Here is an 18,341-nt window from a genome sequence, read left to right on the forward strand (position 1 = left end):
TTAAAAACTATTGAAAATATGGCAAAGTTTAATGAACAAATAATAAGAGAATGTGAGTTGTGGGTAAGCGAAAACGGACTCATGGAGTACGGAGGGGCAAAGCTTATTGATTTCTGTAATGTAATGGGAATCGGAAAGAGTACCTATTACCGGTGGATGGAAAATGAAACTTTCGGGACTGCTATAAAACAGGCGAAAGAAGATTTCAAAAACGGGTTAGAACGCAATGTAGTTTCTTCCCTTGCAAGGTCTGCCATCGGGTATGAATACGAACAGGTTTCTTCTGAATACTACATGGAAGGCAAGAAAAAGAAGTTGAAAAAGGAAGTAAGAAAAAATGTCCGTGTTGAACCTAATGTGGGAGCCGGAATATTCCTTCTCACAAACCTTGCTCCTGACAGATGGAAGAACAAACAGAACACCGAGCATTCCGGAGAAGTTTCTACAGGATTGACCGTTGTAGTCAAGAATCAGGAAGAAGCGGATTTAATCAAACAATTAAAAGAACATTAGTTATGTCTGCACCTAAAGGAAACCAATTTTGGAAGTTGAGAAACAAGCATGGGAGAAGCAAGCGTTTTGCTTCTCCTGAACAGTTGTGGGAAGCAGCCTGTGAGTATTTTGCCTATTGTGACAGGACTCCATGGAAAGCAATCAAGAATAAAACGAAAGGAGAAATAAAGGAAAAAGAAGAAAGCCCTACACAACGTCCTTACTCTCTGACCGGGTTAATGGCTTATTTAGATGTTAGTAAGTCCTTTTGGAACGATTTTAAAAAAGGTAGTCATGAAGATTTTTCCGTAGTCATTACACGCATAGAGAATGTCATCAGGACACAACAATTAGAAGGTGCTATTGTTGGTGCGTTTAACCCCAATATAGTTTCCCGAATTATAGGTCTTTCTGATAAACAAAAGGTAACTCATACCATCAACAGTAAAGAGTTTAAAGGCTTTGATTTCTTACCTTATATTCCCAAAGCAGATGAAAGTATATGAGGTTTTAGCATCAAGCCGCTTTCTACTCGCTACAATGAACAGAAACGGAGTGAGCGCAGATGATATAATGTATCTTGATATGTTCTATGAGTATAGAGATATGCTTGCAGAAGGACGAAAAGAAGCCGAAATTCGGGACTTTCTTTCAAACAAGCATAAGCTATCAGCCTCAACAATAAAAAGGATCATAAAACGTCTGAATGATGAATATAAATTATAGTTTTAATGGCTAAGTATAAACAAAAGTCCCGAACCAATCAAGGAACGGGGCTTATTATTTCTCTCATTTCAGCCTTTGCCAAAGGAGAAAGTTCTTTCATATAATTACATTTAAAAGCGGCTGATTCCAGGTCAAGCACATCATAACGGACGCCGGAACGTAACTTTCCATCAACATCTTTATATTTCTTCACTATGCCAGCTTTTACCCATTTAGTAACATTTCCTTTGCCATACCGGATATGTGCCTGATTTTGAGATATAAATTGAGATTCTTTGAATAAGCTAATTCGTTCTTTTTTACGACCCAAATTTTCTGCAAATTCTACTAGCTTAAACAGCAATTCTTCGGATATGGCTACAATCATATTAACATTTATTTTTACCACATCACTCATAAGACTTAGGAATGTTCAAATATTGATATTTAATTCTATCTAACAGATGAAATACAGGAAATGTAAGTGCATAATAATCTGTAACACCATTTACAGCAACTAATTTCCAATATGAGTAATATGCAGTTTTTTGAATATTGAATGTATATTTATTATCATAAATTAATAATTCATGTTGTTGTTTCTCCGTTATTGATGGATATAAAAGACATAATACTTCATTTATAGCTGTAAAATTCTTCCTATACGGAGATAATGGTTCTTGTATAGAACAGGCTGATATCGCATTAGAAACTTCATAATCATCTACAAACATTTTTTTCAAAACAAGAAATAATAATCCTGCATAATCACACGTTTTATGAAAATCGTCAAGAGTCTTTGTTGGTATTATCTCAATATGTGCCTCTTGAATTTTTGTTATTGTTCTAACATTTATTTCCCCACAATTAATCATTACCTGAATAATGTCAAGATAACGTTCAAAAAATTCACTTCTTACATCAGGCGGCATATTTATTTGACTGAATAGAATATTTATGACTTTCACAAGATCATTCCTTATATCAAAACGAAAGATTTCCGTTGAATAGAATTTATCAATATATCCATTGAAAGCTTTATTGGTTCCATTGATATGTACAAAGCAATCACGCAAATTATTTATATCACATACTATAATAATTTTATCAAACCCAAATTTATTCTCTCCTGTACCCGTTTCATTGTCATTTGTAGACAAAATATTTAACAAACGAAAAGACTGTAATGGTTCAAGACGATCAAAATCATCTATCAACAAAATAGTTTCTTTTTGCTTATTCTCTAATTTGCTAGCTTTAATAAGCATTTCTCTTATCAAATTAGATATGTCGTTCATTTCATAACTAGTACCTATCTCATTCTCTAAATCGTTTAAAAATTGTTCTATTTTAGTCTTTGGAGAATCATCCTTGTAGTCTTTGTATATATTCGCAATCACTTCTATTGCTTTACCCAACTTTACTGTATTCTCATCAATAAGTGATGCTACTTCCAATATACTTTGCAATAACTTAAGCGCATTACTTTTCACCGACCTACATATTGTAGAAACTTTTTCAAAATCAGTTCTTTCAATCGTAATCCCAGTCCCCAACAATTGAATTAATATGTCGAATTTTATTAACTCGTAAATGTCTTTATTAGTTGAAGTCACATAATTTACTGGGAATAGTTTACATACGTAATATTTTTCCTGTTGTGCTGGATCATTAAAAAAATTATTTAAAAATGTAGTTTTGCCACTTCCAAAACAACCTGAAAAAATAATTCGTTGGTTATTTGTATTATTTAGATGAGCCTGAAATTGCTCCATCATACCCTTTGTTTCTATTTGACGCATAAATATTTCTGTATTATTCCTCACTTTCTATTCCAATCTCCATAATAAGAACAAAACGAATTTATTCTCTAGATTACTCAGGTTCGTAACCCTCATAATAATAAGATTGTGTAACACCTTTAAATATAACTTCTCGATCATCTACCTGGTTGGTTAATCCTTGATGTAACAAAGTCCGCAATTCTAGGTCGTTAATCGGGCTTCTTTCCATAGCTTGCCAATAGAGAACCTTATACATTCTGCCAATCGATCACCATGTCAAGACGTTTTTTAAGTATCATATCGAGCCAAATGCGCATAGTACGGCCGTTGCCTTCCATAAACGGGTGGGCAATATTCATTTCCACATATTTAGCAATGATTTCCTCAAATTTCGTTTCCGGCATCTTTTCTATTACTGGGAGCATCACATCAAGATACATACAATTAGCAAAACGAAAGTTTCCCTTTACTATATTCAACGTACGCACCTGTCCAGCAAACCTGTACAACCCATCGAACAAATAACGGTGTATGTCACACAATCCCTTTACGGTTCCCACCTCAATACGATCTATATCTCCAGTTTCAAACAAGGCATGAGCTTTTGCAAAGCTCAATTTATCTATTTCATTTGTATTCATACCCTATTGCATTATAGACAAATATCTTTGTAAAGAGGCTATTTCGGCCTCAACAACAAGTTTTTGAAAGGCTTCCGGCTTATTCTCTGTATGAGATTCTTCCAGTGCTTTATAATAACTTATTTTATCCTCATTGCTACCTTTTAAAGTAACCAATGTATACCCATTCCGTAAAAGATAAAGATTCATCAATAAACGTGACGTTCGCCCGTTTCCATCAATAAACGGATGAATACGTACAAGTTCGTCGTGAAGATATGCGGCTATAAGTACCGGATGTACTTTTTCTTCCTCCATCTGCCGGTACTTTATCATAAAATCCTCCATTTGCTTCTGTATTAAATAAGGTTGTGGCGGCATGTGGGTACTACCGGAAATCATAACGGGAACGGTACGATATTTCCCGGCATTTTCACGGTCTATTCCATGCAAAATAAGAGCGTGTATTTCTTTGATAGTGCGTTCGCTTATCTCTATATCCTTCTTCGCTATATCTTTGATATAATCAATAGCTTCGCTATGATTGATAGCTTCCAAATGTTCACGCATAGATTTACCGGATATGGTAACTCCTTCATTTACTACTAGGGCGGTTTCCTGCAAAGTTAAAGTATTGCCTTCTATGCGGTTACTTTCATAAGTATATTCAATATCTAAAGCATCTTGAACCTTTTTCAGTGCTTCTTCAGGAAGTGGGCGCAAGGTTGATAACTGAACCTTGAGCGTATCAACTTCATTCAATAATTGTTTCATTTCTTCATTCATAGTCATTCTGCTTTGATATTGATATTCTTTCCACAATGGGGACAGGTGAGAGAAGCGGTTCCAGACTTTGGTTGCTCAAAGAGTTCAGTAACTGGAACTTCCAAAGCACCTGCTATTTTGTTTAATGTTTCGACTGTTGGGTTACCATTAACCATATTAGACAGATTCACTCTATTTATTCCCATCTTATCGGCAAGCTCTGTTATGGTCATGCCTTTTTCTTTTATAACTTCCTTTATTCTTAAATCCATATCGTAATGTTTTAGTTTACGGTACAAATATAAGAATTATTATTAAATGTACCGTAATAACGTTACATTTTTCGGTTAAAGTAATGTTAAATATTTCTTTTAATTTGGTTCAATGTACCGTTTTATATTACATTTGCATCATAAACGAAATATAAAACATTACGGATATGAAACGCTACAATTTAAGCCAGATAATGAAGAGAGCACACAACTTGTATAACAATGCACGTGCAAAGTACCCGACATTCTCCGATGCACTCCGTAAATCTTGGAGCATGGCAAAGTTTGAGGTTAGAGTAGCCGAAGAACGCCAAGCAATCGAAGCAGAGACTAAAGCACGTGAAGCAAAGGTACGTGAAGAGAACGAGCAAGCCGCCATTAGTTCGGTTCTTCTTCGTGCACAAATCGAAGCCGACCGTATCAGAAGAGAAGCGGAAGCTAAAGCGGAACGCATGAAAGGCGAGATAGCAGCACGCAAAGAGGGTATCTCTTATAATGAGTATCAAAACCGTATTAATCGTGCAATGGGCTACGGGTGTGGCTCGTATTGCGGTGACTAGTTTTTTTATTCATAATATTTGATTTGTTTTCATGGAAGTACTGGTTTGTGAAAATAGGTGCTTCCCTTTCACTGAATTATTAACCATAGGGGGAATTCCCCCTATCATAAATTACACTATATGATAGAAACAAAGGTTTATAAGCTCCACGAGAGCAAGCAAGTAGAGGATATTACTACCATGCTAAAGATAGAAGGAATAAAGCATAATGTATTCGAATACGAAGAGTACACGGCAATAGAAGTGACTGGCACACCATTAGAGATAATGAGAGCCTCCACGATATACCAACAGGTTACAACCATTAAGCTATAACGAGATGGAGATATTGATAGTATTTGGATGCCTATACACTGGCTATAGGATATTCAGGAAAAAGGGAGAACACTTCTTTGATATTTAATCAATTATGAACGCTATACTAATTATTTGTATCATCCTTCTTGCTTTCTGCGTATGGGATGAAATGTTTAACGATAACAACAGGAATCAATCAATATAAAATATAACTATGAAAATGGTAATAGAGCCCGCTAGCAAAGAACGGATAGAAGAAGGAGAGCAGTTTATCGAAAGACTACTAAAGATTCTACAAAACAACGATAAAGTAACGGTTAACGTAATGTATTGCCAGACTTGCGTTATTGACAGGCTAGTAACTGTAGAATCCGGCACCAGTTTTAATGCAGGTCTAAGTAAGGACAATTGTACAGTACTAAATGAAATGGGTTACAACTCACATCAATAAATGATACATGAAAGTTGACGCCATCAACAAAGACGCCCGGTAACAATACGGTTGCCGGGTTTTCTTTTTATGATGGCTATTTATGAGGATGAATGAGATAAACCCACAAATAAAAAGATCAAAATGTCGTAATAACTCCAATTATTTTCGTTCATTTGTCACTTAACAAAAAGAAAAAAAACATGGAAATAGATCCGATTATTAAGCAAGCCATTGAGATTGGTATTAAATTAGGTATTGAAGCATATAAGAATGAAAGAAATGCAAATCTCAAAAATAAAAAAATTCTTATATGTAAATCCGATGCGGAAGACCGTTTCGGAAGCGGAGTTCTTAAAAATTTAGAGAAACGGAAACTAGTATTCCCTTATCAATTTGGTATTGAAACAATGGTAAACGAAGAAGGTGACGAAATTTCCGAACCTAGAGGACATATATACTATAAACTGCATGAAATTATGGAAGCTATTGAGAGTGGAAACATTCTAAAGTGTCTTCAAAAAATACAGATGTAGATAAAATAGCCAAAAGCAATTTAATATAAAATCAACAAATTATGAAATTACAAGATTTATTGGAAAGCGATTTAAATATTTCCATAACGATTACGATCAAGGAGCTAAAAGAATTTGCAGATTATCTTCTCCAACAGTCAAAAGATGATATAGAACGTTTGATTTTAGAAACAAAGCAACCCAAAGAATACCTTACTCCCAATGAAACCGCAAAACTATTGCATGTCAACCGTAGCACATTATATCAGTGGAATAAAAATGGATATTTACGTGTAATAGAAGTTGGAGGAAAAAGGCTTTATAGACAATCTGATATTGATGCCATTTTAAATAGGAAATAATCAGAAAAGAGCTGAAAAAGCAATTGTTGGAGATTAATTTATAACTTAATAAATAATACTATGATAGGAATAGAAAGAAGATTTTCAGACGACACTCGCCTAATTGACTTAACAGTAGGAGATTTAAAAGAACTAATAACCAGCCTTATCTCAAAAATCAAACAGATAGAAGAAAAAAGATATGTATATGGTTTACAGGGATTAGCCGATTTATTACACTGCACAAAGCGACATGCTTCAAAAATAAAATCATCGGGAATACTAGATGAGGCAATAAAACAAAGAGGGAGAACTATTGTAATAGATCATGATTTGGCTTTAGAATTATTCGGAAAGCAAAATTAATTGCAATAATGAAAGTTATTAGAACCAAACTTCCGAATACCGCTATTTGGAACTGATACACTACAAAGATTTTTCCGTAGTCATTACACATGTGAGAAGAAGAATCACACTTTTCCTACCCTAATTTTGTAGTACCAATGTAGTACCATTTTCAGTTAAGAGCAAAGAAAAACCCTTCCAGAAAACATCTGAAAGGGCTTCGTGAGGTTCCTGGCGGATTCGAACCGCCGTACACGGTTTTGCAGACCGCTGACTAAGCCACTCATCCAAGGAACCATTATTTCTCGTTTGCGGTTGCAAAGGTAGTACAAATTTTGAAACTACCAACTATCCGCAGCAATTTTTCTTTGTACTTTTTTTCTTTACATCACACTCTCTGCGTTTCTTCTCCATCATATCCTTTAGTTCACAGCCACTTACGCAGCTGTCACAAGGATTCTGATTTTCCCGCGTACGACGAAAAAAAAGAAATATTCCATATACGACACGGGCAATGCAGAGCACAACGAGTACTCCGACTACCCACTCTTGCCAATTATTCATACAAACAATCCTCCAATCTGATAAACAGTAAATGATACAAGCCAAGCTAATGCCGTTGTATAACAGGCAGCAAAAAGCGCCCATTTCCAACTACCCGATTCCTGTTTGATAGCCGCCAACGCCGCAATACACGGGAAGTAAATCAATACAAACAGCATATAACAGAAAGCGACCAATGGAGTAATCGGAATACGTTCTGCCAAACTCACCGAGTCAGCATCCGGATCATCTGCATACAAAACGCCTAACGTACTTACCACCAATTCTTTCGCCCCTACACCGGAAAGCAAGCCAATACCTAATTTCCAATCAAATCCCAATGGCTTTATTACCGGCTCTATTCCACGCCCCAACTGACCGATATAAGAATTCTCCTGCTGCTCGGCAACCGTTTCATAAGCATCATGATTCGGATAATATCCCAGAAACCAGATAATAATAGAAGCAATCATAATAATTCCACCCATCTTTTTCAGATACTGCGCTCCCTTTTCCCATGTATGCCGGAAGATAGACTTCGCTGTCGGCATTCGGTAAGGAGGAAGCTCCATCACAAACGGCGTATCATCACCCTTTATCAGAAACTTGCTAAACAAGCGAGCCATTACCACGGCCAGCACAATACCAATCACATAGATACTTAACAGCACCAAACTTGCATTGTTCGGGAAGAAAGCACCCACCAACAATAAATAAATCGGCAGACGCGCACTACAAGACATCAATGGATTCACCAACATGGTAATGAGACGACTCTTCCGGTTCTCAATAGTACGGGACGCTATAATCGCAGGCACATTACATCCGAATCCCATAATCAGAGGAATAAACGACTTTCCGTGCAACCCCATTTTATGCATGATCTTATCCATGATAAAAGCCGCACGAGCCATATAACCAGAATCCTCCATGATAGAAATACAGAAATACAGAATCAGGATATTCGGTAAGAAAACAATGACAGCTCCTACCCCACCGATAATTCCATCAATCAGCAGATCTTTAAATGGACCTTCCGACATATTATTGCGCAACAATTCACCAAGCTGCTCTACCATCCATTCAATCCCCATCATCGGATATTCGCCAATGACAAATGTACCTTCAAACATCAGATACATAAAAAGAAAGAAAATAGGAAATCCCCAGACACGATGAGTTACAATCGAATCCAATACCTTTGTTGTCTGCGCCTGTTCCAGATGATTATCCGTGAACGTTTCTTTCAACGCACCACTGATAAATCCATATTTAGCATCAGTAATAGCCGATTCACAATCCTCATTCATTGTCTCCTGAACACGCTTCGACATCTTGTCGCGGACATGAAAAATTTCATCCGCATTCGGCAATGTGCGTACAATACGCTCAATGTCAGGATCATTCTCCAACAATTTAATGGAGAGGAAACGGGTAGAATATTTATGCCGGATAAACTCGTTCTTGGACACTTCACTTTTTACAGCCTCAATCGCTTTTTCTATATCAGGACCGTGGTTTATATGAATATGCCGGAAGACGCGCCCCGTCTTTTTATGTTCACGCACATAATCTTCCAGATGCTCTTCCTCATGGTTCTTACGGTCTTCCAAAGAGTCATGCCATTCAGTCAAGTCTTTGAGAACTTCCGGATTCATGTTTCCCTGTTTATCGAAGAAGTCTACTCCTTCATACAGATTGATAACTACATGAAACAACGTATCCAATCCACGATTTTTCTTACTGGCAGTAGGCAACATCGGCACCCCGAACAACTTGCTCAACAAATGGTAATCCAATGTATTTCCACTGGCTTCCAGTTCATCATAGATATTCAGAGCCACTACCATGCGGACATTCATGTCTATCAATTGAGTAGTCAGATATAAGTTTCGCTCCAGATTAGAAGAATCGACGACATTAATAATCACGTCAGGAGTTTCATCGATAATATGACGGCGAACATAGATTTCTTCCGGCGTATAAGCAGATAAAGAATAAGTTCCCGGCAGATCGACAATACGGAAATGATAACCTTCGAAGTCAAAATAACCTTCTTTGGCATCCACGGTCACACCGCTATAATTACCTACATGCTCATGAGCACCGGACGCAAGATTAAACAAAGAAGTCTTGCCACTGTTCGGGTTTCCGACCAAGGCAACATTGATGGTGCGACGTTTACCTAACGCCAACCGTTTCATATCTTCTTCTTTTACTGAAAGGTCTTCGGGTAATCCTTCATGATAAACAGTCTTTTCAGCCAGTTCTTTTGCCTCCTCCTCGCTGATTACTTCGATCATTTCAGCTTCCTGACGACGAAGAGATATTTCATAACCTAAGACTTTATATTTTATGGGATCTTTTAGGGGAGCGTTCAACAGCACTTCAACCGTTTTACCTTTAATGAAGCCCATCTCCACAATACGTTTACGAAAACCACCGTGCCCCAATACCTTTACAATAACACCTTTTTCTCCTGTTTTTAATTCGGACAAACGCATAACTCTCAAAATTTTCGGCAAAGATAATTCATAACTTCGGAGCACGCAAATTATTTAGAATGTTTTTAAATAGCAGCCATTTTCTTCCTCCAAAAGATTTAGGAAAAATAAAAAAACTTATTGATAAACTCGTATCTTTGCAGATATGATACAACAACGCGTTACAAAATATATAGAAAAAGAACATTTGTTCTCACTGGATGCCAAAGTCCTGATTGCATTGAGTGGCGGTGCCGACTCGGTGGCACTGCTATGTATTCTGCACACAGCAGGTTATCATTGCGAAGCCGCACACTGTAATTTCCACCTGCGAGGCGAAGAATCAGACCGGGATGAACTGTTTGTCCGCCAACTTTGCAAAAGAACCGGAATCCATTTGCATACAATTGATTTTAACACGACACAATACGCAAAGGAAAAACAGATTTCGATTGAAATGGCTGCACGGGAATTACGCTATGACTGGTTCGAGAAAACGAGAAAAGAATGCCAGGCAGATGTGATCGCCGTAGCACATCATCAGGATGATAGCGTAGAAACCATACTACTCAATCTGATTCGAGGTACAGGAATTACCGGTTTATTAGGAATCCGCCCCCGCAACGGAGCAATCGTGCGGCCTCTGCTTTGCGTCAATCGAGAAGATATCATTCATTATCTGGAGAGCATTGGACAAGATTATGTAACAGACAGTACCAATCTGGAAGACGAATATACCCGTAACAAAATCCGGCTCAATCTCCTTCCTCTTATGCAGGAAATCAATCCGTCAGTCAAAAAGAATCTGATAGACACGAGCAATTATCTGAATGATGTAGCTACCATATATAATAAATGCATAGAGGAAACCAAAAATAATATTGTAACGATAGAAGGTATCCGAATCAGTGAGTTAGTAAAAGAACCGGCACCCGAAGCTATTCTATTCGAAATCTTGCATCCTCTAGGCTTCAATTCTGCACAAATCAAAGATATTGCCTTTTCGCTTCACAGCCAACCGGGCAAACAATTTTGCAGTAAAAAATGGAGAGTGATAAAAGACAGAGAATTCTTATTAATAGAAGCTATTGAATCGGGAAATGAAATTCTTCTTCCTTTTCAAATCATCAAAGAAGAAAAAGAATACACCCCTGATTTCCTAATTCCACGCGACAAAGGAATAGCCTGTTTTGATGCCGACAAACTGAATGGAGATATTCATTACCGGAAATGGCAGACAGGAGACACTTTTATTCCTTTCGGAATGAAAGGAAAGAAAAAAATAAGCGATTATCTGACCGACCGCAAATTTTCTATCAGTCAAAAAGAACGCCAGTGGGTACTCTGCTGTGGAGAACACATTGCGTGGCTGATAGGCGAACGAACAGACAACCGCTTTCGTATTGATGAAACGACTAAGCGTGTCGTAATCTACAAAATAGTTTGAGGCAATTTCTGTTTCTTGAAGCAATCTGACAACAAAGCCGCAAAAGGAGTATCATACACCCGTGCTTTCTTAACGCAGGCTTTTACACAGGCACAACACTTGATACATTTAGCTTCATCTGTATGCAGCTCATCCCCTTTCGTTATAGCCCCTGCCGGACAACGGACCACACACAACCCACAATGGGTACACAAATTCTCATCCTCCACCCAAGGAGTGCGGGGAAGCGGTGTTCCACTTTTACGCAACTTGATAACTTTCCTCAAAAAGCGAAACAAAGGAAAAAATGGCTGGCTCGGACGTTTGATAGCACGTACGTCTACCGGATAAAGGGTATCCATGCTATCGGCAGCCTGTATTTTTTCCATGATTTTCTTCCCAAATTCCGTAGCAAAGGCCAAATCCGACTCATCGGGACGTCCCATCGCAATCGGGTGTTTATCAGTACTATATGAATGCTCTCCAATAAAAGTTGCCCCGGCAATCACTTTCAATCCATGAGGAATAGCAAAAGCATCCAGTTCCATTAAAGCTTTTTCATAAGCACGGTTTCCATACACCACCACCAAAACGGTCGGAGTATCCACTCCCCGGATGTACTGCAAACGCTCCATTGCCAGAGGAGCGACATGCCCTCCATACACAGGCACTACAATAATGGCCAAAGCAGATGCAGGAATCACGATTTCATCTGCAATCTGCTGCGTCACATTGATAGGAAGGATATTTTTTATGCCCGTACCGTGAACAATCGCTTCCGCAACTTGTTTAGATGTGTGTGTAGGCGAAAAATAAATTAAATGAGCTTCATTTACTGTCATACTATTTTCTTTTATGTAGCAAAGATACACTTTTACGTGGAAAAAAATGTTTGATTGTTCATGAAACCAAAAAAAATTATTATCTTTGCCCCGTTGAAACATTCTACGATTCAACATATACATCCCTAATTCAGAATAAAAAACAAAACGTATGCTTGCATATCTGTAGCCATAAGCTGTAGTAATGCTGTCCGTAATTCAGCAAAAAAAGAAATATTAATAACTTACCATACTATATGTATAACATTATCCAATTAAACGACAAAAATCTGTCGGAACTTCAAGTTATTGCCAAAGAGTTAGGCATAAAAAAAGCAGACTCATACAAAAAAGAAGACCTTGTTTATAAGATACTCGATGAACAGGCTATTGTAGGAGCTACTAAGAAAGTTGCCGCAGATAAGCTCAAAGAAGAACGCAAAAATGAAGAACAAAAGAAAAAGCGTTCACGGGTAGCTCCTACCAAAAAAGAAGACAAGGTAGTTTCCACACCAAAGAGTGGAGAGGTTAATAAAACAAAAGAAGCCACTCCTGTAAAAGCACCACAACCTTCCAAGAAAGAAGAAAGTACAAACAAAGAAAAAGAAGCTCCTGTTGTAGAAGCTAAAGCAGAAAACGCTACTACTGCTCCCAAGCGTAAAGTGGGACGTCCACGCAAGAGCGCTGACGCAGAAGAGAAAAAAGAAGTAGAAAATGTAACACCGGCTGCTCCCAAAGTGGTGGAAACTAAGCCTGTTGTTGCAGAGAAAACTACTGAAACAAAAGAAAAAGCTGCTCCAGCACAACAGCCGACTGCTGAAAAGAAAGCAAAAAGCAAACCGGCTGCAGAAACAAATAAACCAGCCGCAGAGCCAAACAAGCCTGTTGCAGAGAAAAAAGTTATAGATAAACCACAAAAGAAAGCCGCACCCGTTATCGACGAGGAAAGCAATATCTTATCCAGCGTTGACGATGATGATTTTATTCCAATCGAAGATCTGCCTTCTGAAAAAATAGAGCTTCCTACCGAACTCTTTGGCAAATTCGAGGCAACTAAAACAGAACCTGTGCAAACAGCACCTGAACAGCCATCTCATCCTCAACAGCAACAACAATCTCAACAGCAGCAAGCACAGCAGCAACGCCCGCGTATTGTCCGTCCACGCGACAATAACAACGGTAACAACAATGTGAACAATAATAGCAATAACGCTAATAACAACAATAATAATTTCCAGCGTAATAACAATAATCAAAATCAGGTTCAGAATCAGAACCAACAACGCTTACCGATGCCACGTGCCACTCAGCAAAACCATGCGAACGAGAATCTTCCGGCACAACAGCAACAACAGCAGGAGCGCAAGGTTATTGAACGCGAAAAGCCTTACGAATTCGATGATATTCTCAACGGAGTAGGCGTTCTGGAAATCATGCAGGATGGATACGGATTCCTCCGTTCTTCCGATTACAACTACCTTTCTTCTCCGGACGACATTTATGTATCACAATCTCAAATCAAACTCTTTGGTTTGAAAACCGGTGATGTAGTGGAAGGTGTTATCCGTCCACCCAAAGAAGGAGAAAAATATTTCCCGTTGGTAAAAGTGTCGAAAATTAACGGACGTGACGCAGCTTTCGTTCGCGACCGTGTTCCTTTCGAACATCTGACACCTCTTTTCCCGGATGAAAAGTTCAAACTTTGCAAAGGCGGTTATTCAGACTCCATGTCTGCACGCGTTGTTGACCTTTTCGCTCCTATCGGTAAAGGACAACGTGCCTTGATCGTTGCCCAGCCAAAGACAGGTAAGACTATCTTAATGAAAGATATCGCTAACGCTATTGCAGCCAATCACCCGGAAGTTTACATGATTATGCTGCTGATTGACGAACGTCCGGAAGAAGTAACCGATATGGCACGCAGCGTTAATGCAGAAGTTATCGCTTCTACTTTCGACGAACCGGCAGAACGTCACGTAAAAATTGCAGGTATTGTATTGGAAAAGGCAAAACGTTTGGTAGAATGTGGTCACGACGTAGTGATCTTCCTTGATTCTATCACCCGTCTGGCTCGTGCATACAATACAGTATCTCCTGCATCCGGTAAAGTTCTTTCCGGTGGTGTGGATGCAAATGCACTTCACAAACCTAAACGTTTCTTCGGTGCTGCCCGTAATATTGAAAACGGCGGCTCGTTGACCATCATCGCTACCGCATTGATCGATACCGGTTCTAAAATGGACGAAGTTATCTTCGAAGAATTTAAGGGTACCGGCAACATGGAGTTGCAGCTCGACCGCAACCTGTCCAACAAACGTATCTTCCCGGCAGTCAACATTACTGCATCCAGCACTCGTCGCGACGACCTGTTGCTTGATAAGACAACTCTTGACCGCATGTGGATATTACGTAAATATCTTGCAGACATGAATCCGATCGAAGCAATGGACTTCGTTAAAGACCGTTTGGAAAAGACCAGAGATAACGATGAATTCCTGATGAGCATGAACAGCTAATTAGCGGTAAACGATAAATGATGAACGGTGAACAAACTGCGTCCTAATAATTGCAGTTTGTTCACCGTTCTCTTTTTTAGCCACCCCGTTAATCAATAACCACTTGCCGTTCATCCTTCACAATCCAACGTTCATCAGCAATAGTTCCCCCTAATACTCCATCACACATTACATTTTTGTACAAAATACTTTCACTTGCGTCCAAAACTACTACTTCACCCTTTTTTGCATTTCCTTTTTTCCTACTTTTGTTTCAAAATCAACTATTACTTAATTCTAACCAGTAATGAAAACTATTTATCCATTCATGGGATTAGCCCTATGCGGCGTAGCAGCCCAAGCTCAAGAAAAGCCCAATTTCCTGATTATCCAGTGCGACCATTTGACACAACGCGTCGTCGGAGCTTACGGGCAAACACAAGGCTGCACCCTCCCTATTGACGAAGTCGCTTCACGAGGAGTTATCTTCTCCAATGCTTATGTAGGCTGCCCTCTCAGCCAACCTTCACGCGCAGCTTTATGGAGCGGCATGATGCCTCATCAAACGAATGTACGTTCGAACTCCAGCGAACCTATCAACCCACGTATTCCCGAAAATGTACCGACACTAGGAAGCCTTTTTTCCGAAAACGGTTACGAAGCCGTACACTTCGGAAAAACACACGACATGGGCTCCCTAAGAGGATTCAAACACAAAGAACCGGTAGCCAAACCATTCACTGATCCGGAGTTCCCGGTCAATAACGACAGCTTCCTGGACGTAGGAACCTGCGAAGACGCTGTTGCTTATTTAAGCAACCCTCCCAAAGAACCCTTCATCTGTATTGCCGATTTTCAGAACCCTCACAACATTTGCGGATTCGTAGGAGCAAATGAAGGAGTACATACCGACCGCCCCATCAGCGGAACTCTTCCTGAACTACCAGCCAACTTCGACGTGGAAGACTGGAACAATATCCCCAAACCGGTGCAATACATCTGTTGCAGCCATCGCCGCATGACCCAGGCCTCTCATTGGAATGAAGAGAATTACCGTCATTACATTGCCGCTTTCCAGCACTATACTAAAATGGTGTCCAAGCAAGTAGACAGTGTATTAAAAGCTCTTTACTCCACTCCTGCCGGAAGAAACACCATCGTTGTTATCATGGCCGATCATGGCGACGGAATGGCTTCACACCGTATGGTGACCAAGCATATTAGTTTCTATGATGAAATGACAAACGTTCCGTTTATCTTCGCAGGCCCCGGCATCAAACAACAGAAAAAACCAGTAAAGCAACTATTGACACAGCCTACGCTGGATCTTTTGCCTACCCTTTGTGATTTGGCAGGAATTTCCGTTCCAGTCGAAAAGCCGGGAATCAGTCTCGCACCTACATTAAAAGGAGAGAAACAGAAAAAGACTCACCCTTATGTAGTTTCCGAATGGCACAGCGAATATGAATATGTCGTTACCCCCGGACGTATGGTACGCGGACCGAGATACAAATACACGCACTATCTGGAAGGCAACGGAGAAGAACTATATGATATGAAAAAAGATCCGGGAGAACGTAAGAATCTCGCCAAAGATCCGAAATACAGTAAAGTTCTCGCAGAACACCGTGCCATGCTTGATGATTACATCACCCGCACAAAAGATGACTACCGAAGCTTGAAAGTAGATGCTGATCCACGATGCAGAAACCATACTCCCGGCTACCCTAACCACGAAGGTCCTGGAGTTCGGGAAATACTCAAAAGAAAATAAATAATAAAAAAGAGTGAAGACAACAAAGAAATCTTCACTCTTTTTAGTTCTTTCGCTGGCAAACTTACAAGCAAGCACCGCACTAGTATAGCCCAAGAACACCGGCAAACACAAATCATCCGGTTCATATTAAGCCGTAAGGGAGACATACTTCATTCCGAATCAACTAACGATAAAACTCCCGAAGGTCCGGAAATAGTTTTCATCTACCCCATCGCCTCCGAATCGAAATAAAGCACTATCTTTGCAAAGTGTAAACTTAAACGCTTAATTATGTATACCAACAAACAGATTTGGAGTGTCAGTTACCCGATACTACTAAGCTTGCTGGCACAAAATGTCATCAATGTCACCGACACAGCATTCCTCGGACACGTGAGCGAGGTAGCTCTTGGAGCATCGGCTATGGGCGGGTTATTTTATATATGTGTATTCACCATCGCATTCGGATTCAGTACCGGTTCGCAGATTGTCATAGCACGACGCAATGGCGAAGGCCGCTATTCAGATGTCGGCCCTGTCATGATTCAAGGAGTCATGTTCCTGTTCGTGATGGCACTGCTACTATTTGGATTCACCAAGGCATTCGGTGGAAACATCATGCGTTTGCTAGTTTCTTCAGAATCCATCTACGAAGGAACAATGGAGTTTCTGGACTGGCGTATTTACGGATTCTTTTTCTCTTTTATCAATGTCATGTTCCGGGCATTGTACATCGGCATTACACGCACTAAAGTGCTAACCATCAATGCCATTGTCATGGCATTAACCAATGTCGTACTGGACTATGCATTAATCTTCGGAAAGTTCGGTTTGCCGGAAATGGGTATCAAAGGGGCTGCTATTGCTTCCGTATTGGCAGAAGCCTCCTCCATTCTCTTTTTCGTCATCTATACGTATGCCACGGTCGATTTAAAGAAATACGGTATGAACCGCCTGCGCACATTCGACCCTGCATTGCTGATGCGGATCCTTAGTATCTCCTGCTTCACCATGCTGCAATATTTCCTGTCGATGGCTACCTGGTTTGTTTTCTTCGTAGCCGTAGAACGGTTAGGACAACGGGAACTGGCGATTGCCAATATCGTCCGGAGTATTTATGTCGTATTGCTGATTCCGGTCAACGCACTGGCTACGACTACCAACAGTCTTGTCAGCAATGCTATTGGTGCAGGAGGCATCCAGCACGTGATGCCGCTCATTAATAAAATTGCGCGTTTCTCCTTTTTCATCATGCTGGGGTTAGTAGCGGTATCGGCACTGTTTCCGCAGTTCCTGCTCTCTATCTACACCAGTGAAGCTGCGCTCATTACGGAGTCCGTACCTTCGGTATATGTAATTTGTTGCGCCATGCTTATCGCATCCGTAGCCAACGTGGTGTTCAACGGTATCTCCGGAACAGGAAATACACAGGCAGCCCTGTTGCTCGAAACGATTACAATTATCATCTACGGATCATACATCATTTTCATCGGAATGTGGCTGAAAGCACCGATCGAAATTTGCTTTACGATTGAGATTGTGTATTATAGCTTGCTGTTGATAACAAGTTATATTTATCTCAAAAAAGCAAAATGGCAGAATAAAAAGATATAAATACAAGAGATTTTTGTACATTTGCAAGCTCAAATAAAGAGTAGACGGAAAAGTCCCTCTTTCGCCCAAGTAAATTG

Annotated in this window: 20 protein-coding genes, 1 tRNA gene and 1 pseudogene; 13 read left to right on the top strand and 9 right to left on the bottom strand. The window is 39.7% G+C overall.

What is annotated here, in order from left to right; translation table 11 throughout:
• Positions 1-18 precede the first annotated feature (18 nt).
• Genes INE92_RS11005 through INE92_RS11015 form a run of 3 tightly spaced genes read left to right on the top strand, consistent with a single transcriptional unit; the run spans position 19 to position 1,218 of the window.
• On the top strand, positions 19-513 hold the full coding sequence (locus INE92_RS11005) for a hypothetical protein (RefSeq protein ID WP_195436735.1): 495 nt from the start codon (positions 19-21) through the stop codon (positions 511-513).
• 2 nt (positions 514-515) lie between these two features.
• Complete coding sequence (locus INE92_RS11010) at positions 516-998, top strand: DNA-packaging protein (protein ID WP_061447832.1); 483 nt, start codon at positions 516-518, stop codon at positions 996-998.
• Positions 985-1,218, top strand: coding sequence for a hypothetical protein (locus INE92_RS11015; RefSeq protein ID WP_117610434.1), 234 nt, complete (start codon positions 985-987; stop codon positions 1,216-1,218). Before INE92_RS11010 ends, INE92_RS11015 begins: the two co-directional genes overlap by 14 nt.
• Positions 1,219-1,255: 37 nt before the next feature.
• Here INE92_RS11015 and INE92_RS11020 read toward each other — a convergent pair whose 3' ends face one another.
• The 5 genes and pseudogenes from INE92_RS11020 to INE92_RS11040 all read right to left on the bottom strand — a co-directional run bounded on the left by INE92_RS11020 (position 1,256) and on the right by INE92_RS11040 (position 4,638).
• On the bottom strand, positions 1,256-1,615 hold the full coding sequence (locus INE92_RS11020) for a hypothetical protein (RefSeq protein ID WP_229097076.1): 360 nt from the start codon (positions 1,613-1,615) through the stop codon (positions 1,256-1,258).
• Positions 1,608-2,999, bottom strand: coding sequence for a P-loop NTPase fold protein (locus INE92_RS11025; RefSeq protein ID WP_117610433.1), 1,392 nt, complete (start codon positions 2,997-2,999; stop codon positions 1,608-1,610). The genes INE92_RS11020 and INE92_RS11025 overlap by 8 nt, the downstream gene beginning before the upstream one ends.
• Positions 3,000-3,072: 73 nt before the next feature.
• A pseudogene (gene fic, locus INE92_RS11030) lies at positions 3,073-3,622 on the bottom strand (protein adenylyltransferase Fic).
• 3 nt (positions 3,623-3,625) lie between these two features.
• Complete coding sequence (locus tag INE92_RS11035) at positions 3,626-4,387, bottom strand: Fic family protein (protein WP_117610462.1); 762 nt, start codon at positions 4,385-4,387, stop codon at positions 3,626-3,628.
• A 2-nt stretch (positions 4,388-4,389) separates the two neighbouring features.
• The gene (locus tag INE92_RS11040) at positions 4,390-4,638 is read right to left on the bottom strand and encodes a helix-turn-helix domain-containing protein (RefSeq protein WP_117610432.1); all 249 of its coding nucleotides are present in this window, start codon (positions 4,636-4,638) and stop codon (positions 4,390-4,392) included.
• Positions 4,639-4,805: 167 nt separating this feature from the next.
• Between INE92_RS11040 and INE92_RS11045 the strand changes: the two genes are divergently transcribed.
• The 6 genes from INE92_RS11045 (at position 4,806) to INE92_RS11070 (ending at position 7,147) form a co-directional block, all read left to right on the top strand.
• Complete coding sequence (locus INE92_RS11045) at positions 4,806-5,198, top strand: hypothetical protein (RefSeq protein ID WP_117610431.1); 393 nt, start codon at positions 4,806-4,808, stop codon at positions 5,196-5,198.
• A 120-nt stretch (positions 5,199-5,318) separates the two neighbouring features.
• Positions 5,319-5,513, top strand: coding sequence for a 2-C-methyl-D-erythritol 4-phosphate cytidylyltransferase (locus INE92_RS11050; protein WP_117610430.1), 195 nt, complete (start codon positions 5,319-5,321; stop codon positions 5,511-5,513).
• A gap of 202 nt (positions 5,514-5,715) precedes the next feature.
• Positions 5,716-5,946, top strand: a complete 231-nt coding sequence (locus INE92_RS11055) for a hypothetical protein (protein ID WP_147337299.1) — start codon at positions 5,716-5,718, stop codon at positions 5,944-5,946.
• Positions 5,947-6,128: 182 nt separating this feature from the next.
• The gene (locus INE92_RS11060) at positions 6,129-6,461 is read left to right on the top strand and encodes a hypothetical protein (RefSeq protein WP_151923698.1); all 333 of its coding nucleotides are present in this window, start codon (positions 6,129-6,131) and stop codon (positions 6,459-6,461) included.
• A 41-nt stretch (positions 6,462-6,502) separates the two neighbouring features.
• Positions 6,503-6,802 carry a helix-turn-helix domain-containing protein gene (locus tag INE92_RS11065; RefSeq protein WP_117610427.1) on the top strand — a complete coding sequence of 100 codons (300 nt, stop codon included), beginning with the start codon at positions 6,503-6,505 and terminating at the stop codon, positions 6,800-6,802.
• A 60-nt stretch (positions 6,803-6,862) separates the two neighbouring features.
• Entirely contained in the window at positions 6,863-7,147 is a 285-nt protein-coding gene (locus INE92_RS11070; protein ID WP_117610426.1) for a DUF3853 family protein, read from the top strand.
• Positions 7,148-7,351: 204 nt separating this feature from the next.
• Here INE92_RS11070 and INE92_RS11075 read toward each other — a convergent pair.
• From INE92_RS11075 to feoB, 3 genes are all read right to left on the bottom strand, one after another.
• A tRNA-Cys gene (locus INE92_RS11075) sits at positions 7,352-7,423 on the bottom strand.
• Positions 7,424-7,474: 51 nt separating this feature from the next.
• Positions 7,475-7,690 carry a hypothetical protein gene (locus tag INE92_RS11080; RefSeq protein ID WP_004312937.1) on the bottom strand — a complete coding sequence of 72 codons (216 nt, stop codon included), beginning with the start codon at positions 7,688-7,690 and terminating at the stop codon, positions 7,475-7,477.
• Positions 7,687-10,173, bottom strand: coding sequence for a ferrous iron transport protein B (gene feoB / locus INE92_RS11085; protein ID WP_008774741.1), 2,487 nt, complete (start codon positions 10,171-10,173; stop codon positions 7,687-7,689). Before feoB ends, INE92_RS11080 begins: the two co-directional genes overlap by 4 nt.
• Positions 10,174-10,318: 145 nt before the next feature.
• Here feoB and tilS point away from each other — a divergent pair, with 145 nt between their 5' ends.
• Positions 10,319-11,599: a tRNA lysidine(34) synthetase TilS gene (gene tilS / locus INE92_RS11090; RefSeq protein ID WP_195436736.1), complete on the top strand. Its 1,281-nt coding sequence runs from the start codon at positions 10,319-10,321 to the stop codon at positions 11,597-11,599.
• Here the strand turns inward: tilS and INE92_RS11095 are convergent.
• Positions 11,584-12,420, bottom strand: a complete 837-nt coding sequence (locus INE92_RS11095; RefSeq protein ID WP_074705482.1) for a 4Fe-4S binding protein — start codon at positions 12,418-12,420, stop codon at positions 11,584-11,586. The two genes, tilS and INE92_RS11095, sit on opposite strands and share 16 nt — an antisense overlap.
• Positions 12,421-12,656: 236 nt before the next feature.
• On the opposite strand from INE92_RS11095, the gene rho reads away from it, so the two are divergent.
• From rho to INE92_RS11110, 3 genes are all read left to right on the top strand, one after another.
• Complete coding sequence (rho, locus tag INE92_RS11100) at positions 12,657-14,915, top strand: transcription termination factor Rho (protein ID WP_015532994.1); 2,259 nt, start codon at positions 12,657-12,659, stop codon at positions 14,913-14,915.
• A gap of 286 nt (positions 14,916-15,201) precedes the next feature.
• Positions 15,202-16,668, top strand: a complete 1,467-nt coding sequence (locus INE92_RS11105; protein ID WP_015532996.1) for a sulfatase family protein — start codon at positions 15,202-15,204, stop codon at positions 16,666-16,668.
• A 273-nt stretch (positions 16,669-16,941) separates the two neighbouring features.
• Positions 16,942-18,264, top strand: a complete 1,323-nt coding sequence (locus INE92_RS11110; protein ID WP_008025832.1) for an MATE family efflux transporter — start codon at positions 16,942-16,944, stop codon at positions 18,262-18,264.
• Positions 18,265-18,341 lie beyond the last annotated feature (77 nt).

The sequence above is a fragment of the Bacteroides xylanisolvens genome (assembly GCF_018289135.1).
Lineage (GTDB): Bacteria > Bacteroidota > Bacteroidia > Bacteroidales > Bacteroidaceae > Bacteroides > Bacteroides xylanisolvens.

Coding starts and splice junctions, on each gene's coding strand:
- INE92_RS11005 (WP_195436735.1), top strand. CDS start 19: ATGGCAAAGTTTAATGAACAAATAATAAGAGAATGTGAGTTGTGGGTA.
- INE92_RS11010 (WP_061447832.1), top strand. CDS start 516: ATGTCTGCACCTAAAGGAAACCAATTTTGGAAGTTGAGAAACAAGCAT.
- INE92_RS11015 (WP_117610434.1), top strand. CDS start 985: ATGAAAGTATATGAGGTTTTAGCATCAAGCCGCTTTCTACTCGCTACA.
- INE92_RS11020 (WP_229097076.1), bottom strand. CDS start 1,615: ATGAGTGATGTGGTAAAAATAAATGTTAATATGATTGTAGCCATATCC.
- INE92_RS11025 (WP_117610433.1), bottom strand. CDS start 2,999: ATGCGTCAAATAGAAACAAAGGGTATGATGGAGCAATTTCAGGCTCAT.
- INE92_RS11035 (WP_117610462.1), bottom strand. CDS start 4,387: ATGAATGAAGAAATGAAACAATTATTGAATGAAGTTGATACGCTCAAG.
- INE92_RS11040 (WP_117610432.1), bottom strand. CDS start 4,638: ATGGATTTAAGAATAAAGGAAGTTATAAAAGAAAAAGGCATGACCATA.
- INE92_RS11045 (WP_117610431.1), top strand. CDS start 4,806: ATGAAACGCTACAATTTAAGCCAGATAATGAAGAGAGCACACAACTTG.
- INE92_RS11050 (WP_117610430.1), top strand. CDS start 5,319: ATGATAGAAACAAAGGTTTATAAGCTCCACGAGAGCAAGCAAGTAGAG.
- INE92_RS11055 (WP_147337299.1), top strand. CDS start 5,716: ATGGTAATAGAGCCCGCTAGCAAAGAACGGATAGAAGAAGGAGAGCAG.
- INE92_RS11060 (WP_151923698.1), top strand. CDS start 6,129: ATGGAAATAGATCCGATTATTAAGCAAGCCATTGAGATTGGTATTAAA.
- INE92_RS11065 (WP_117610427.1), top strand. CDS start 6,503: ATGAAATTACAAGATTTATTGGAAAGCGATTTAAATATTTCCATAACG.
- INE92_RS11070 (WP_117610426.1), top strand. CDS start 6,863: ATGATAGGAATAGAAAGAAGATTTTCAGACGACACTCGCCTAATTGAC.
- INE92_RS11080 (WP_004312937.1), bottom strand. CDS start 7,690: ATGAATAATTGGCAAGAGTGGGTAGTCGGAGTACTCGTTGTGCTCTGC.
- feoB (WP_008774741.1), bottom strand. CDS start 10,173: ATGCGTTTGTCCGAATTAAAAACAGGAGAAAAAGGTGTTATTGTAAAG.
- tilS (WP_195436736.1), top strand. CDS start 10,319: ATGATACAACAACGCGTTACAAAATATATAGAAAAAGAACATTTGTTC.
- INE92_RS11095 (WP_074705482.1), bottom strand. CDS start 12,420: ATGACAGTAAATGAAGCTCATTTAATTTATTTTTCGCCTACACACACA.
- rho (WP_015532994.1), top strand. CDS start 12,657: ATGTATAACATTATCCAATTAAACGACAAAAATCTGTCGGAACTTCAA.
- INE92_RS11105 (WP_015532996.1), top strand. CDS start 15,202: ATGAAAACTATTTATCCATTCATGGGATTAGCCCTATGCGGCGTAGCA.
- INE92_RS11110 (WP_008025832.1), top strand. CDS start 16,942: ATGTATACCAACAAACAGATTTGGAGTGTCAGTTACCCGATACTACTA.